This is a genomic window from Streptomyces sp. NPDC058525, from assembly GCF_042719495.1.
Taxonomy (GTDB): Bacteria; Actinomycetota; Actinomycetes; order Streptomycetales; family Streptomycetaceae; genus Streptomyces.
The window spans coordinates 12,470-27,135 of the sequence record NZ_JBHXNP010000056.1 but is presented as its reverse complement, the minus strand read 5'-3'; the positions used below and the strand labels follow the sequence as shown (position 1 = coordinate 27,135).

General features: G+C 73.0%; 12 protein-coding genes, 1 tRNA gene and 1 pseudogene. 9 read left to right on the top strand and 5 right to left on the bottom strand.

The genetic code is table 11. From position 1 onward, the window contains the following. Positions 1 to 64: 64 nt before the first annotated feature. Positions 65 to 490, bottom strand: coding sequence for an ASCH domain-containing protein (locus tag ACFWP3_RS24725; RefSeq protein ID WP_384224840.1), 426 nt, complete (start codon positions 488 to 490; stop codon positions 65 to 67). 298 nt (positions 491 to 788) lie between these two features. On the opposite strand from ACFWP3_RS24725, the gene ACFWP3_RS24720 reads away from it, so the two are divergent. The 3 genes from ACFWP3_RS24720 (at position 789) to ACFWP3_RS24710 (ending at position 5,026) form a co-directional block, all read left to right on the top strand. Further along, entirely contained in the window at positions 789 to 1,736 is a 948-nt protein-coding gene (locus tag ACFWP3_RS24720) for a hypothetical protein (RefSeq protein WP_384224838.1), read from the top strand. Positions 1,737 to 1,823: 87 nt separating this feature from the next. Next, a complete protein-coding gene (locus ACFWP3_RS24715) occupies positions 1,824 to 3,368 on the top strand; it encodes an APC family permease (RefSeq protein ID WP_384224835.1) in 1,545 nt (514 codons plus the stop codon). Between the two features lie 218 nt (positions 3,369 to 3,586). Continuing rightward, complete coding sequence (locus ACFWP3_RS24710) at positions 3,587 to 5,026, top strand: amino acid permease (RefSeq protein ID WP_384224833.1); 1,440 nt, start codon at positions 3,587 to 3,589, stop codon at positions 5,024 to 5,026. Positions 5,027 to 5,141: 115 nt separating this feature from the next. Here ACFWP3_RS24710 and ACFWP3_RS24705 read toward each other — a convergent pair. Beyond that, positions 5,142 to 5,226 (bottom strand) — tRNA-Leu (locus ACFWP3_RS24705). 168 nt (positions 5,227 to 5,394) lie between these two features. On the opposite strand from ACFWP3_RS24705, the gene ACFWP3_RS24700 reads away from it, so the two are divergent. The 3 genes from ACFWP3_RS24700 to ACFWP3_RS24690 all read left to right on the top strand — a co-directional run bounded on the left by ACFWP3_RS24700 (position 5,395) and on the right by ACFWP3_RS24690 (position 8,093). Then, positions 5,395 to 6,720 (top strand): M20/M25/M40 family metallo-hydrolase, encoded by a 1,326-nt coding sequence (locus tag ACFWP3_RS24700; RefSeq protein ID WP_361762124.1) that lies wholly within the window; start codon positions 5,395 to 5,397, stop codon positions 6,718 to 6,720. Positions 6,721 to 6,850: 130 nt separating this feature from the next. Further along, positions 6,851 to 7,084, top strand: a complete 234-nt coding sequence (gene chpH, locus ACFWP3_RS24695) for a chaplin ChpH (protein WP_069919593.1) — start codon at positions 6,851 to 6,853, stop codon at positions 7,082 to 7,084. A 172-nt stretch (positions 7,085 to 7,256) separates the two neighbouring features. Continuing rightward, positions 7,257 to 8,093, top strand: a complete 837-nt coding sequence (locus tag ACFWP3_RS24690; RefSeq protein WP_384224830.1) for a chaplin — start codon at positions 7,257 to 7,259, stop codon at positions 8,091 to 8,093. Positions 8,094 to 8,135: 42 nt separating this feature from the next. On the opposite strand, the pseudogene ACFWP3_RS24685 reads toward ACFWP3_RS24690, so the two are convergent. After that, positions 8,136 to 8,321 (bottom strand): annotated as a pseudogene (locus tag ACFWP3_RS24685) (DUF5703 family protein); the annotation flags it as partial. Between the two features lie 47 nt (positions 8,322 to 8,368). Here ACFWP3_RS24685 and ACFWP3_RS24680 point away from each other — a divergent pair. Further along, positions 8,369 to 9,061, top strand: a complete 693-nt coding sequence (locus ACFWP3_RS24680; RefSeq protein WP_384224827.1) for a hypothetical protein — start codon at positions 8,369 to 8,371, stop codon at positions 9,059 to 9,061. A gap of 66 nt (positions 9,062 to 9,127) precedes the next feature. Here the strand turns inward: ACFWP3_RS24680 and ACFWP3_RS24675 are convergent, their stop codons facing one another. Together ACFWP3_RS24675 and ACFWP3_RS24670 are read right to left on the bottom strand one after the other, a co-directional pair. Next, positions 9,128 to 11,509, bottom strand: coding sequence for an ATP-binding domain-containing protein (locus ACFWP3_RS24675; protein ID WP_384224825.1), 2,382 nt, complete (start codon positions 11,507 to 11,509; stop codon positions 9,128 to 9,130). Continuing rightward, positions 11,506 to 12,489 carry an aldo/keto reductase gene (locus ACFWP3_RS24670; RefSeq protein WP_384224822.1) on the bottom strand — a complete coding sequence of 328 codons (984 nt, stop codon included), beginning with the start codon at positions 12,487 to 12,489 and terminating at the stop codon, positions 11,506 to 11,508. Before ACFWP3_RS24670 ends, ACFWP3_RS24675 begins: the two co-directional genes overlap by 4 nt. Positions 12,490 to 12,590: 101 nt before the next feature. On the opposite strand from ACFWP3_RS24670, the gene ACFWP3_RS24665 reads away from it, so the two are divergent. Together ACFWP3_RS24665 and ACFWP3_RS24660 are read left to right on the top strand one after the other, a co-directional pair. After that, positions 12,591 to 13,640, top strand: a complete 1,050-nt coding sequence (locus ACFWP3_RS24665; protein WP_384224820.1) for an LLM class F420-dependent oxidoreductase — start codon at positions 12,591 to 12,593, stop codon at positions 13,638 to 13,640. Positions 13,641 to 13,877: 237 nt separating this feature from the next. Continuing rightward, positions 13,878 to 14,666 (top strand): ferritin-like domain-containing protein, encoded by a 789-nt coding sequence (locus tag ACFWP3_RS24660; RefSeq protein ID WP_384224817.1) that lies wholly within the window; start codon positions 13,878 to 13,880, stop codon positions 14,664 to 14,666.

Sequence of the window (14,666 nt, the reverse complement as noted above, 5' to 3'; positions counted from 1 at the left end):
AGGCCCGCGGCCCCAGCCCCAGGCCCGCGGCCCCAGCCCCAGGCCCGCGGTCCCAGCCCGCGGCTCAGCCCAGCCGCTCGACGATCCGGAACCGCTCCGTCACCACCGGAGTGTCATCGTCCACGGTGAACCCCGGATCGCCGAGCAGCTCGCGCAGCTCCGGCGCGTGCCAGAACTCCTCGTGGGAGGAGCGCCATTCGGCCACGGTCGCGTACCCCTCGCCCTCGGCCACCGCGTGCTCCAGATCCACCTCCCCGAGCCGCAGGACGCGTACGTCCGTCATCTCCAGGACGGCCACCGGACACTCGGCGGAATCCAGCAGCGCCGCCCGCTGCCCCGCCACGGGCAGCGCCTCGCCCTCCGCCTCGTACCCCGCGAGCAACCCCGTCGTCGAGGTCTTCTCCCCGCTCAGCACGGCCGCGACCAGCCGGTCGCGCAGTGGTCCGGGGAAGCCCAGCAGGTACGGAGGAAGATCGTCGTCGGTCGTCATGTCCCGAGCCTAGACGATGGGCCGAACCTGTCCCCGAACCGGCACAACCACCCCAACTCACACCATCGTCACACCAGTTGAAACCCGCCACGCAGTGGACTGGACCTTGACTCGGAGCTGTGCGTACCGCTTTGCTGTCAGTGATCACCGGTTCGCTCACCGGCACGATCCGCACACCCCACGGCCGCACCACCCACATGCATCATGCATGTTTTCCGGCCACCGCTCGTCAGCACCCCTCGTCAGCACCGCTCGTCAGCACCCCTCGTCCGCCCGCGTCCTGGAGGGAAACCCGCGGATGTCCCCGCCTCCGCCGCCCCTCGGCCGCGCCCGCAAGCGGGACGCCCAGCTCTTCGATCCGGCCCTCTGCGACGCCGAACTCGTCGACGTGCGCACCCAGTTCACCCAGGGCCGGTGGTCCAAGGCCCGCTCCCTGCTCGTCGGCACCGGCGACGACTGGGACCGCCGCGGCCACCGCGTCGTCGTGCTCGCCGAGACCCCGGCGGCCACCGCCTGGGCCCGCGAATGGCTGCTCGCCGAACCCGAGAGCGCCGACGCCGCCACCCTCCTCGCCTGCGCCGCCGTCTTCACCGCCCTGCGCCGCAAGGGCACCCCGGCCGCGGCCGAGGAGGCCTGCCGCCGGGCCGCCGCCCTGCTGCCCGCCGACCCCACCCCCTGGCTCGGCCTGCTCCTGCTGTCCCGGGCCTTCGGCACCGAAGAGGAGTTCAGCCGCCACTTCGACCAGGTCCGGGCCCGGCACCGCGAGCACCACCACGCCCACCACCTGATGGTCGCCAGGCTGGCCGAGCGCACTCCCGCCTCCGGGCACGACCCGCTCCACGAGGTGTACGACTTCGCGGCCTGGGCCGCCGAGGAGTCCCCGGCCGACTCCCCGCTCGCCGTGCTCCCCGTCATCGCCCACGCCGAGCGCTACCGCGTGCTCGCCGCCACGCACGGGCACACCTTCGGCAACGCCGCCCAGCACTGGTCCGGCCGCCGCGCCCGCCAGGTGCTGCGCTCCGCCTTCGACTGGTGGCTGGAGTGGGAGCGCGAGGACCACCCCCGCAACCGCGTCGACCTCAACTTCCTCGCCCACGCCAAGCTCTGCGAGGGCCGCCCCGCCGAGGCCGCCGCCCTGTTCCAGCGGATCGGCAGCCACGCCACCCCCGCCCCGTGGTCCTACCCGGACCTCGACCCGCACAAGGCCTTCCTCGCCGCGCGCCGCGCCGCGCTCGGCACCGCATGACCGCGGCCTGACCCGCCGCCCGACCAGCCACGGGCCCCGGGACCACCCCCGAACCAGCCCCAGCCCACACGAAAGGACGGACCCGCCATGCCGACGGGCAGATCCACCACGCTCCAGGACCCGGCCGAGATCAGCACGTACAAGGGCCAGGACCGGGCCCTGCGCGCCGACCGCCTCGGCACGGCCGGCCTGCTGCTCTCCGTACTCGCCGCCAGCGCGCCCCTGATGGTCGTCGCCGGTGTGATGCCCACCACCTTCGGCGTCATGGGCATCGTGGGCCAGCCGCTGCTCTTCGTCATCCTCGGCATCGTCCTCGCGCTCTTCAGCATCGGCTACGCCGAGATGAGCCGGCACGTCCACAACGCCGGCGCCTTCTACGCCTACATCGCCCGCGGCCTCGGCCCCACCGCCGGCGCCGGGGCCTCCCTGGTCGCCCTCGTCGCGTACAGCGCCATGCAGGTCGGCGTCTACGGCATCCTCGGCTTCGAGATATCCGGCCTCTTCGCCACCTACCTCGGGATCGAACTCGCCTGGTGGATCCCGGCCCTGCTCGCCGTCGCCGCCACCGGCGCCCTCGGCTGGCTGAAGATCGACCTCAACGCCAAGGTCCTCGGCGTCCTGCTCCTCATCGAGTGCGCCCTCGTCGTCGTCTTCGACCTCGCCGCCCTCGGCAAGCCCGGAGCCGAAGGCCTCTCACTGAGCGCCTTCAACCCGGAGGCCCTCAGCGGCCCCGGCCTCGGCACCGCCCTGTGCTTCTGCATCGCCGCCTTCGTCGGCTTCGAGCAGTCCCCGGTGTACGCCGAGGAGACCAGCAAGCCGCACATCGTCGTCTCCCGGGTGATGTTCCTCGCCGTCGGCTTCGTCGCCCTCTTCTTCGCCCTGAGCGCCTGGGCCCTCACCGTCGCCACCGGCCCCTCCGAGGTCGTCAAGACCTCCGCCGAAGCCGGCCCCGGCCTGCTCTTCCAGCTCACCGAGGCCCGCCTCGGCACCGCCTTCACCGACGTCCTGCACGTGCTCTTCGTGACCGGCATGTTCGCGGCCATGCTCAGCTTCCACAACGTGGTCGCCCGCTACGCCTTCGCGATGGGCCGCGAGGGCCTGCTCCCGGCCGCCTTCGGCCGCACCAACAGCGGCACCGGAGCCCCCGCCACCGGCTCCCTCCTGCAAACCGGCATCGCCACCCTCGTCGTGATCGCCTTCGCCGTCACCGACGACATGCCCACCGGCGACCCGACCGCCCCCGTGCTCCACCTGTTCACCTGGATGGGCAGCGTCGGCGCCCTGGGCGTGACCCTCCTCATGGCCGCCGCCTCCTTCGCCGTCATCGCCTTCTTCGTCCGCCGCGGCACCGCCGGCGCCCAGGTCTGGCGGCTCGTCGCGGCCGGCGCCGCCGGGCTCGCGCTGCTCGCCATCGCCCTCTACACCGTCAAGGACTTCGGCGTCCTGGTCGGCGCCGCGGAGGGCTCCGTACTGAGCTGGATCCTGCCCGGCATCATCGGCGCGGCCGTCGTGACCGGCCTGCTCTACGGGGCCTTCCTGCGCCGCAACCGCCCCGAGGTGCACGCCCGCATCGGCCTGGGCAACGAGGCCTTCCGCCTCGACCAGGCGGCGGAGGCCACCTCCAGAGACTGACCCAGAACCTGGCTTTCCAGCCTCCACGAAGCCCCCGACGCCCCTTTCCAAGGTCGTCGGGGGCTTCGATGCGCTGGGCCGATTTTGGCGGGTGGCGGACCCCCATGGTCTCCTGGGGCGATCAAAACGACCGAACCGCAGCACAGGGGACACCACCCAGCTCCCCTGCGCGGCCGTCCGGGCCTGCCTGTCCGACCCCCATGAAGGCGAAGTCATTTATGAGTGACCGCACCTTGACCGAGGCTCCCGCCCCGGCGTCTTCCCGCCACGTCGACGCCGGTGACGAGGGCTACAGCAAGGACCTCAAGTCCCGCCACATCAACATGATCGCGATCGGCGGGGCGATAGGCACCGGCCTGTTCCTCGGCGCCGGCGGCCGCCTCGCCGGGGCCGGCCCCTCGCTGGCGATCGCCTACGCGGTGTGCGGTGTCTTCGCCTTCTTCGTCGTCCGGGCCCTCGGCGAGCTCGTGCTCTACCGCCCCTCCTCCGGCGCCTTCGTCTCGTACGCGCGCGAGTTCATGGGAGAGAAGGGCGCCTACACGGCCGGCTGGCTCTACTTCCTCAACTGGTCCACGACCACTGTGGCCGACATCACCGCCGCCGCGACCTACGCCCACTTCTGGTCGCTGTTCACCGACATCCCCCAGTGGGTCCTCGCCTTCATCGCCCTCGCCGTCGTCCTCACCGCGAACCTGATCTCGGTGAAGTACTTCGGCGAGATGGAGTTCTGGTTCTCCCTGGTCAAGGTCGCCGCCCTGGTCATCTTCCTGATCGTCGGCATCTGGCTCGTGGCCACCAGCCACGAGATCGGCGGCCACACTCCGGGCCTGGCCACCATCACCGACAACGGCGGCATCTTCCCGTCCGGCGTCCTGCCGATGCTCCTGGTGATCCAGGGCGTGGTCTTCGCATACGCCTCCGTCGAGCTCTGCGGCGTCGCCGCCGGTGAGACCGAGAACCCCGAGAAGATCATGCCGAAGGCGATCAACTCGATCATGTGGCGCGTGGGCCTCTTCTACGTCGGCTCCGTGGTCCTGCTCGCCCTGCTGCTCCCGTACACGGCGTACACCTCCGACCAGAGCCCCTTCGTGACCGTCTTCGACAAGCTCGGCGTCCCCGGCGCCGCGGGCATCATGAACCTGGTCGTGCTGACGGCGGCGCTCTCCAGCCTGAACTCGGGCCTCTACTCCACCGGCCGCATCCTGCGCTCCATGTCCCTGGCCGGCTCCGCCCCCAAGTTCACCGGCGTCATGAACAAGGGCAAGGTCCCCTACGGCGGGGTCCTCTTCACCGCGGCCTTCGGCGTCGCGGGCGTCGGCCTGAACTACTTCATGGCGGAGGAGGCCTTCGAGATCGTCCTGAACTTCGCCTCGCTGGGCATCCTCGGCACCTGGGCGATGGTCATGATCTGCTCGCTGCACTTCTGGCGCCGCGCGAAGCAGGGCCGCGTCGAACGCCCCGCCTACCGCCTGCCCTGGGCCCCGTACACCCAGCTCGTGACGCTGGTCTTCCTGCTCACGGTCCTGGTCCTGATGTGGTGCGACGGGGGCGTGGGCCGCACCACGGTCATGTTCGTCCCGGCCATCGGCGCCGCGCTCGTCGGCGGCTGGTTCCTGGTCCGCCGCCGGGTCGCCGAGATCGCCGCCGCCCGCGACTGACCTCCCGGCCCGCCGCCGCTCGCGGGGCCCCCTCACCGGGGCCCCGCGAGCGGTTTCCGCCGTCCGCGGGCCCGGGACAACGAAAAGGACCCCGCCGAAGCGGGGTCCTTCTTTGTGTCCGAGGGGGGACTTGAACCCCCACGCCCGATAAAGGGCACTAGCACCTCAAGCTAGCGCGTCTGCCATTCCGCCACCCGGACAAGGTGTCTGTCTCGCGTCCCTCGCGGGCCGTTCCGACGTGGAAAACATTACCAAACATTCCGGGGTCCTCGATCACACCCCCCTGTGGCCAGGGAGTGCCCTTGGGGAGAACGGTTCCGAGCGGGAGGATGGGGGCAGTTCGGTACCGATCAGTGGGAGGAAGCAGCGTGAGCGAGTCGAGCGCGGGCAGGACCGTTTCCGGCGAGGACGAGGTCGTCGACCTCTGCCGGGATCTCATCCGGATCGACACCAGCAACTACGGAGACCACTCGGGCCCCGGCGAGCGCAAGGCCGCCGAGTGGGTGGCCGAGAAGCTCGCCGAGGTCGGGCTGGAGCCGCAGATCTTCGAATCGCACAAGGGGCGGGCCTCGACCGTGGCGCGCATCGAGGGGGAGGACCCCTCGCGGCCGGCGCTGCTGATCCACGGGCACACCGACGTGGTTCCGGCCAACGCGGCCGACTGGACGTACGACCCCTTCGCGGGCGAGATCGCCGACGGCTGCGTGTGGGGCCGCGGCGCCGTCGACATGAAGGACATGGACGCGATGACGCTGGCCGTCGTACGCGACCGTATGCGCAGCGGCCGCAAGCCCCCGCGAGACATCGTGCTCGCCTTCCTCGCCGACGAGGAGGCCGGCGGCGTGTACGGGGCGCGGCACCTGGTCGACAAGCACCCGGGGCTCTTCGAGGGCGTCACCGAGGCGATCGGCGAGGTCGGCGGCTTCTCCTTCACGGTGAACGAGAACCTGCGGCTCTACCTCGTGGAGACCGCCCAGAAGGGCATGCACTGGATGCGGCTCACGGTCGAGGGCACCGCGGGCCACGGCTCCATGACCAACAACGACAACGCCATCACGGAGCTCTGCGAGGCCGTGGGGCGGCTCGGGCGCCACCAGTGGCCGGTGCGGGTGACCAAGACCGTACGGAGCTTCCTGGACGAGCTCTCGGACGCGCTCGGAACCCCGCTCGACCCGGACAACATGGACGCCACCCTCGCCAAGCTCGGCGGCATCGCCAAGATGGTCGGCGCGACCCTGCGCAACTCCGCCGCCCCGACGATGCTCGGCGCCGGCTACAAGGTCAACGTCATCCCCGGCCAGGCCACGGCCCACGTCGACGGCCGATTCCTGCCGGGCTACGAGGACGAGTTCTTCGCCGACCTGGACCGCATCCTCGGGCCCCGGGTCAAGCGGGAGGACGTGCACGGGGACAAGGCCCTGGAGACCGACTTCGACGGCCGTCTGGTCGACGCGATGCAGGGTGCCCTGAAGGCCGAGGACCCGATCGCGCGGGCCGTCCCGTACATGCTCTCGGGCGGCACGGACGCCAAGTCCTTCGACGACCTCGGCATCCGCTGCTTCGGCTTCGCGCCGCTGCAGCTGCCGCCTGAGCTGGACTTCGCCGGGATGTTCCACGGCGTGGACGAGCGGGTGCCGGTCGACGGGCTGAAGTTCGGCGTGCGCGTCCTCGACCGATTCATCGACAACGCCTGAGAATCGCAGAGGTGTGCGCATTCCACTGAGAAGAGTGAATGCACTCATACGCTCGTAGCCCTGGTGATCCCTCCTCGTTACAGGTGGTGCGGTCCGCGGCTGGGACCGCAATTGCCTACTAGGAGGAACAATGATCAAGAAGGTTGTCGCCGCTGCGGCTGCCACCGGTGGCCTGGTTCTCGCGGGTGCGGGTCTGGCTGTCGCCGACGCGGGTGCCCAGGGTGCGGCCATCGGCTCCCCGGGTGTCCTGTCCGGCAACGTCGTCCAGGTGCCGGTTCACATCCCCGTGAACGTCTGCGGCAACACGGTCAACGTGATCGGCCTGCTGAACCCGGCCTTCGGCAACACCTGCGTCAACGCCTGACGCGTCTGAAGTCTTTGGCCCCGGAGCGCATTCCAGCGCTCCGGGGCCACCGGGCTTTTCCGGCCCGGTTTCTCACTTTCGGCGGTCCAGGCGGGGGAGCCTGGACGTACACACCAGGGGACGAATACAGATGCGACGACCGGCACAGGCCAGCAGGAAGACCCTGATCACCATGGCTGCCGCGGGGGGTGTCCTCGCGATGGGCGGGGGGTACGCGCAAGCGGACTCCGGGGCCTCGGGGCATGCCGCGCACTCTCCGGGACTGCTGTCCGGGAACAGCGCGCAGGTGCCCGTGGACGCGCCCGTGAACGCCTGCGGGAACACGGTGAACGTGGTGGGAGGCCTCAATCCGGCCTTCGGCAACCACTGCTTCAACGGCTCGGGCCACCAGGGCCACCCGAACCACCCCGACACACCTGACCACCCGGGCCACCCGGGCGGCCCCGGCCACCCGGGACACGACGACGACGAACCGTGCGACGACCACCCGGGCAACCCGGGGAACGGGAACCCGGGGAACGGGAACCCGGGCAATGGGAACCCCGGCAATGGGAACCCCGGCAACGGCAACCCGGGCAACGGGAACCCGGGCAACGGGAACCCGGGCAACGGCAACCCCGGCAACGGCAACCCCGGCAACGGGAACCCCGGGAACGGGAACCCTGGCAACGGCAACGGCAACCCCGGCACTGGCAACCCGGGCACCGGGAATCCTGGCAACGGGAACCCGGGCACCGGCAACCCGGGCAACGGGAACCCCGGCACCGGCACCCCCGGCGGCCAGACCCCGGGCACGCCCGGTACGCCCGGCACCCCCGGCACCGGCACCGGACCGGCCTCCGGGCCCGTCACGCCGGTCACCCCGGGCACGGAGACGGGCACCCCGGGTACGGACACCGGCCTCGCCGCCACCGGCTCCGGTGACGTCCTGACCGCCGGCCTCCCGCTCGCCGGCGGCCTGCTGCTGGGCGGCGCCCTGCTCTACCGGCGCGCCCGCTCGGCCGCCTGACGGCCGTTCACGACGCGGGCCCCGGATCCGGGGCCCGCGTCGCCAGGTCGCGCGGACCTGGCGGATGATCCGGCGGCGCAATCGCACACGGCGGCTGCCGTCCCGGTGCAGGGACAGGCGGTCGAGCTCCCAGTTCCCGTACTCGGCATGATCGGTCAGCAGGCGGGTCGCCTCCTTGCGGGGAACCCCGCGAGGCACGTACACGTCGACAAATTCGTATTCCGGCATCGCATCTATTGTGCGGGCAGAGCCCTGCTACGGATAGCGTCTGCTCTATGTCTGATGCCGCTCTGCCCACTGCTGCCGAGGTACGCGCCGCCGCCGAGGCGGTCAAGGAAGCGCTCGACCGGCACCTCGCCGCGGTCGAGCGCAGGACCGGGGACGAGGACCCCGACGTCTACGCCGCCTTCAACGAACTCGCCGCCGCGGCCGAGGAGTACGACGAACTCCTCTACGACCGCTACGACGAGGTCACCCCCTTCGAGATCCCCACCCCCGAGGACGGCGTCCCGTACACCGGTCCCGCCGAGCCCGCCGCGTTCAGCGTGTTCATCCGCCGCGACTACGCCGTGGTCGAGCCGCCGAGGCTGATCGCCCAGGCCGAGCGGGTCGCCGCGCACGACCGGGACGCGGAGCTGGTCCACGACGGGGGCACCGCGGGCGCGCTGGGTGTCCTCTTCGGGGAGTACGAGCCCGACGAGATCGCCTCCCGCTACAAGGAGTTCGGGCTGGAGGAGGGCGACTCCACGCTGTGGATCGCGGCCTCGGAGGAGATGGCCGAGCCGGGGGAGTGGCTCAACTCGCCCTTCGGGCACACCGATCCCGAGGACGTCATGCACCGGTTCGACGTCAGCTCCGTCTTCGACGAGGAGACCGACGAGTTCGGCGAGGACGTGGACACGGACGTGGACGAGGAAGAGCACGCGGACGAGGACGAGCCCGCGCGGCCGGGGCTGACCCCCGCCTGAGCGGCACGCACCGGACCTGAACGGATGAGAAGCGGCCCCCGCACCCACAGCGGGGGCCGCTTCGTGTCACTCCGGCTGCTCGCCCGCCGCCGCGAGGGCGGCCAGCAGGCCCGTCAGCCGGGTCGTACGCGGCTTCGGCAGCACCTCGGCCACCGCACGCGGCAGCGCCTGGTCCACGCCGTGCACCACGGACAGGTGCCGCTCGGCCCGGCCGAACGCCGTGTACACCCAGTCCCGGGACAGGGCCTGCGCCGCGTCCCCCGGCAGTACGACGACCACCGCCGGCCAGCGGGCGCCCACCGCCTGGTGCGCGGTCACCGCCCAGCCGTGCCGCACCTGGGACTCCACCAGCTCCTTCGGTACGACGACCGGCACGCCGCCCGCGCGCTCCAGGTGCAGCCCCTGCGCGTCGGCCGACACCACCCGCGCCGGCAGGGCCCGCCCGGGGGAGGGCACGTGGACCACGCGGTCGGCGGGGTCGAAGCCGCCGAACCGGCCGGGACCGGGGTTCAGCCGCTCCTTGAGGGCGGCGTTCAGCGCCCGGGTGCCCGCCGGGCCGCCGTGGCCCGGGGTGATCACCTGCACGCTGTCCGCCGGGATCCCGAAGGCCCGCGGCACCGACTCGGCCACCAGCTGCACGGTCCGGTGCACGGCCTCCCCGGCGTCGCGCACCGGGACGATGACGACCTCCTTGCCGGGCGCGTCCACCTGGTTCAGCTCCCCGATGCCCACCCCCGAGACGAGCTCGCCGAGCGGGCCGGGGTCCGGGACGCGGGAGACCACCTGGGGGCAGGTACGGGCGGCCAGCAGATCGGCGAAGACCCTGCCGGCCCCGGCGGACCCGAGCACCAAGGGGTCCCCGGAGAGCACCAGGCGGGCCCCGTCGGGGACGGACTCCACCAGCGCGGCCGCGGTGTCCACGTCCAGCTGGGGCGCGTCCAGGACCACCAGCAGGTCCAGCGCGAACTGCCCGTCGGCGTCCCGGCCCGGCCCCTGCGCCCCCGCGAGGAGCCCGGCGACGGTGACCCCGTCGGCCGGGGGCACGTGCGCGGCCAGGCAGGCCCGCAGGCCGAACTCCCGGGCGGCGGCGAGCAGGGCGAGCGGTTCGGCGCGGGCGGCCTCGCCGCCGGTGTGGGCGACCAGGCCGTGTCCCGCGACGGCACGGATCAGCTCGGCGCCCGGCCCGGTGGCGGCCTTCTCCCAGTCCGCCGGGGCGTCGAAGGTGCTGGCGATCCGGGCCAGGCCGTCGGCCAGGCTCTCCTCGGCCATCGCCGCGCCCTCCAGGCCCACCAGCACCCGCACCGGCTGCTCCTCGTCCTCCGCGACCGGCGGGCCCAGCGGCTCGTGGAAGACCAGCACCGAGCCCTCGCCGATGGCGGCTTCGAGGGCCCCGTCGGGGTCCGGCACGCCGTACTGGGCGAGCGCCGACCGCAGGACCGGGGCCTCCAGCGCGGTGTGCCCCTTGAGCCCGGCCTGCACCAGCAGCCAGCCGACCAGGGCGGAGCTGCGGCGCTCGTCGCCCGGCCCGGCCTCGGCGCCCAGCAGGGCCCGGGCGAAGCCGTCGGCCTGCGTCGGGCGGACGGAGGGGGCCGAGAGCAGCAGCCACGGGTTCTCGGCGAGCCGCTCGGCGGCGCCGTCGCCGAGGGCCGCGGCGGCCGGGGCGGCCAGCGCCTCGGGGGCGCCGCCGCGGGCCAGGACGGCCCGTACGGCCTCGGTGTCGGCGGGGGCGGCCGCGGCGGCCGGAGCCTGGGGCGCCGTGCGGGGCGGCGGCGGGGGAGCGGGGGCCGCCTTGCGCGGCGCGGCCGGGGCCTCGTCGAAGTACACGGACGGGGGCTTCGCCCCGCCCTCCACGGCCCGTACGGCGGCCAGCAGGTCGGCGGCCTTCCCGCTGAGCTTGGCCCCGGCCTCGACGGGCGCCTCCCGCTCGGCCTTGCGCCGGGCGATGCGCTCCCGCTCGATCTTCTGCGCGGCCAGCTCGGCCTGGGCCTCGGACAGCGCGGGCGCCGCCTGGGCCCCGCCGGCCGGCTCGGCTGCGCCGCCGGCGGCCTCGGACCCGGCGGTCGCGGCCTCGGGCCCGGCCCCGTCGGTCCCGGCCTCGTCGGCCTCCGGCTCGGCCCCGTCGGCGGCGGTCTCGGACCCGGCCCCGTCGGCGGCGGCCTCCGGCCCGGTCCCCGCGGGGCTCTCCTCCTCCGCGCCCGTTCCCGAAACCGGCTGCTCCGCCTCCGGGTCCTCGTCCCCGCTTCCGTCGGCGGGCTCCGCGTCCGGCTCGTCCTCGGCTCCGCCGGATCCGGATCCGGACCCGTGCCCGCTCTCCGCAGCGGGCTCCGCGCCGGCCGCGGCCTCGTCCGACCCGGGCTCGTGCGGGTCTTGCGCGGCTGCGGACGGCTCGGCCTGCGGGGCGGCCGGGTCCTGCGCGGCAGCGGTATCGGCCTGAGGGTCCGTGCTCACAGCGTGCTCCAGTCCTGATCGGGATAGCGGTGCACGGGCGCCGACACATCGTCCAGCGCCCGGCAGATCTCCTCGGGAAGACTAAGGGCCTCCACTGACAGGGCCGCCTCGAGCTGCGCCGCCGTCCGCGCGCCGACGATCGGCGCGACCACCCCGGGCCGGTCCCGGATCCACGCCAGGGCCACCTGGAGCGGGGTCACCGCCAGCCCCTGGGCCGCCGTCACCACCGCGTCCACGATCCGGCCCGCGGCCTCGTCCAGGTACGGGTCCACCAGCGCGGCCAGCGACTCCGAAGCGCCCCGCGAGTCCGCCGGGGTGCCGCCCCGGTACTTGGCCGTCAGCACCCCGCGCCCCAGCGGGGACGAGGGGAGCAGGCCGACGCCCAGGTCCAGGGCGGCCGGCAGCACCTCGCGCTCCACCCCGCGCTGGAGCAGCGAGTACTCCATCTGCGTCGAGGCCAGCCGGGTCCGCACTCCGGGGGCCGCGAGCTGCCAGGTCGCCGCCTTCGCCAACTGCCAGCCGCAGAAGCCCGCCACCCCGGCGTACCGGGCGCGGCCGCTGCTCACGGCCAGGTCCAACGCCTGGAGGGTCTCCTCCAGCGGGGTCACCGGGTCGAAGGCGTGCAGCTGCCAGAGGTCGACGTAGTCGGTGCCGAGCCGGTCGAGCGAGTCGTCGAGCGCGGCCAGCAGGTGCCCGCGCGAGCCGTCGAACCGCCGGTCCGGATCGGGCACGCTGCCCGCCTTCGTCGCGATCACCAGGTCCCGGCGCGGGACGAGCCCCGCCAGCAGCCGGCCGAGGAGGTACTCCGCCTCCCCGCCCCCGTACACGTCGGCCGTGTCGACGAGGGTGCCGCCCGCCTCCCAGAACGTCTTCACCTGCTCGGCGGCGGCTTCCTCGCCGGTGTCGCGGCCCCAGGTGAGGGTGCCGAGGCCGATCCGGGATACGCGCAGTCCGGTGCGGCCGAGATGCCTCTGCTCCATGAGCGCTGAGACTACTGGGGCACTGACGGAAGGGCTCCGGGCGCGCTAGAGTCCCCGCACACGCACGTTACTGATCGGTAAATTCGGTAAGGGGACGACACATGCGGCTCGGCATCAATCTCGGCTACTGGGGTGCGGGCATGGACGCCGACAACCTCGCCGTCGCACAGGAGGCCGACCGCCTCGGCTACGACGTCTGCTGGGCCGCCGAGGCCTACGGCTCCGATGCCCCGACCGTCCTCGCCTGGGTCGCCGCCCAGACCGAGCGGATCGACGTCGGCTCGGCGATCCTCCAGATCCCGGCCCGCCAGCCCGCCATGACGGCGATGACCGCCGCCACCCTGGACTCCCTGACCAAGGGCCGCTTCCGGCTCGGCCTGGGCGTCTCCGGCCCGCAGGTCTCCGAGGGCTGGTACGGCGTCAAGTTCGACAAGCCGCTCGCACGGACCCGCGAGTACGTGGAGATCGTCCGCAAGGCCATGAGCCGCGAGCGCCTCTCGTACGAGGGCGAGCACTGGACCCTGCCGCTGCCCGACGGCCCCGGCAAGCCCATCAAGCTGACCGTGCACCCCGAGCGCGAGCACATCCCGCTCTACATCGCCGCGATCGGCCCCAAGAACCTGGAGCAGACCGGCGAGATCGCCGACGGCGCCCTGCTGATCTTCCCGGCCGCCGAGCACCTGGAGGCCACCGCGCTCACCCACATCCGGGCGGGCCGCGAGAAGGCCGGACTCACCATGGACGGCTTCGACGTCTGCCCGACCGTGCCGCTGGCCCTCGGCGCGGACGTGACCGCGCTCGCCGACATGTTCCGCCCGTACACCGCCCTGTACGTGGGCGGCATGGGCAGCCGCAAGCAGAACTTCTACAACCAGCTGGCCCAGCGCATGGGATACGAGAAGGAAGCCGCCGAGATCCAGGACAAGTACCTGGCCGGCGACAAGACCGGCGCGGCCGCCGCCGTCCCGCACTCCCTGATCGACTCCACCACGCTGCTCGGCCCGGTCGAGCGCATCGCGGACGGCATGAAGGCCTACGCGGAGGCCGGGGTCACCACCCTCACGCTGGCCCCGGCCGGCTTCACGCTCGACGAGCGGATCGCCGCCCTGCGGGCCGGCACCGAGGCCATGGAGCGCGCGGGCCTGGCCTGACCCTCGCCCGCCGGGGGCCGCCCGAGCACGCTGAGCGGTGCCAGGGGCGGCCCCGGGAGGGAGCCTGCGGCCGTGGTGGGGGCTCGGGGGGTCTTCCCCGCCACGGCCGACACAGCCAACAACGCGCGGGGCGCCCGCCGGGTTACGCACTCCCGCCCAACCTCCGGTTTCGTTCATTCGGGCGAGTAGCCCCGCGCTTCGGTTGCCGCCCCCGGCGACCGGCGTTTGACTCGGTGCATGCTCTCTGCCCGCAGCCTGTTCCAGGAGATCGTCGACCACGACGACTCCTTCCAGCTGTTCTGCTCCATCGCCGCCAGCGGGGAGACCCAGGGCGGCTGGGAGAACGCCCGCATCGCGGCCCTGGTGCCGGACGGCATGCGCGACCTCGCACCGAAGATCACCCGGCACGGCGCCGACGAGGACAAGCACGGGCGGATCTTCAACGCCCTGCTCCGCAAGCGCGGTCTGCCGCCCGTCCCGGTACCCCCCGAGACCGACTACACGATGCTGCTGGAGCGGCGCGGCATCGGCCTCGCGCACGAGAAGCTGCGCCGCGAGGAGCCGCTGACTGAGCGCGACATCGTCGTCTACCTCGCGCACAGCCGGATCACCGAACAGCGGGCCGCCGACCAGATGGACATGCTCGTCGGCCACTTCGGCGACCATCCCGAGCTCGGCAAGGCCATCCGCATGATCAGCCACGACGAGGACAACCACCTCGCCTACTGCCACGAGGAGTTGCTGCGCCTCGCCCGCGAAGGGCACGGCCGCACCATCCACCGGGTGCTGCGCGAGAGCGCGCTCGCCGAGATCGGCATCTACCGCGACGTCAGCCTCGCCGTCATGGACCACATGGGACGCCTGCTGCACTGGCCCGCGCCGAAGGCGGCCGCGCTCGCCGCCGGGATCCGCGGGATGTACGCGTACGAGCGGTTCAGCGGCTGGCACCGGATGGTGAGCCTGCGCATGCCGCAGCGGCGCGACGCCCTGGGCGGCGCTCCGGTCACCGCGCCCGAGTTCGCCTGA

Bases quoted from the DNA above. Each gene is read 5' to 3' on its own strand.
- ACFWP3_RS24725 (WP_384224840.1), bottom strand. From the start codon at position 490: ATGACGACCGACGACGATCTTCCTCCGTACCTGCTGGGCTTCCCCGGA.
- ACFWP3_RS24670 (WP_384224822.1), bottom strand. From the start codon at position 12,489: ATGGAGCAGAGGCATCTCGGCCGCACCGGACTGCGCGTATCCCGGATC.
- ACFWP3_RS24680 (WP_384224827.1), top strand. From the start codon at position 8,369: ATGTCTGATGCCGCTCTGCCCACTGCTGCCGAGGTACGCGCCGCCGCC.
- ACFWP3_RS24710 (WP_384224833.1), top strand. From the start codon at position 3,587: ATGAGTGACCGCACCTTGACCGAGGCTCCCGCCCCGGCGTCTTCCCGC.
- ACFWP3_RS24665 (WP_384224820.1), top strand. From the start codon at position 12,591: ATGCGGCTCGGCATCAATCTCGGCTACTGGGGTGCGGGCATGGACGCC.
- ACFWP3_RS24690 (WP_384224830.1), top strand. From the start codon at position 7,257: ATGGCTGCCGCGGGGGGTGTCCTCGCGATGGGCGGGGGGTACGCGCAA.
- ACFWP3_RS24715 (WP_384224835.1), top strand. From the start codon at position 1,824: ATGCCGACGGGCAGATCCACCACGCTCCAGGACCCGGCCGAGATCAGC.
- ACFWP3_RS24720 (WP_384224838.1), top strand. From the start codon at position 789: ATGTCCCCGCCTCCGCCGCCCCTCGGCCGCGCCCGCAAGCGGGACGCC.
- ACFWP3_RS24660 (WP_384224817.1), top strand. From the start codon at position 13,878: ATGCTCTCTGCCCGCAGCCTGTTCCAGGAGATCGTCGACCACGACGAC.
- chpH (WP_069919593.1), top strand. From the start codon at position 6,851: ATGATCAAGAAGGTTGTCGCCGCTGCGGCTGCCACCGGTGGCCTGGTT.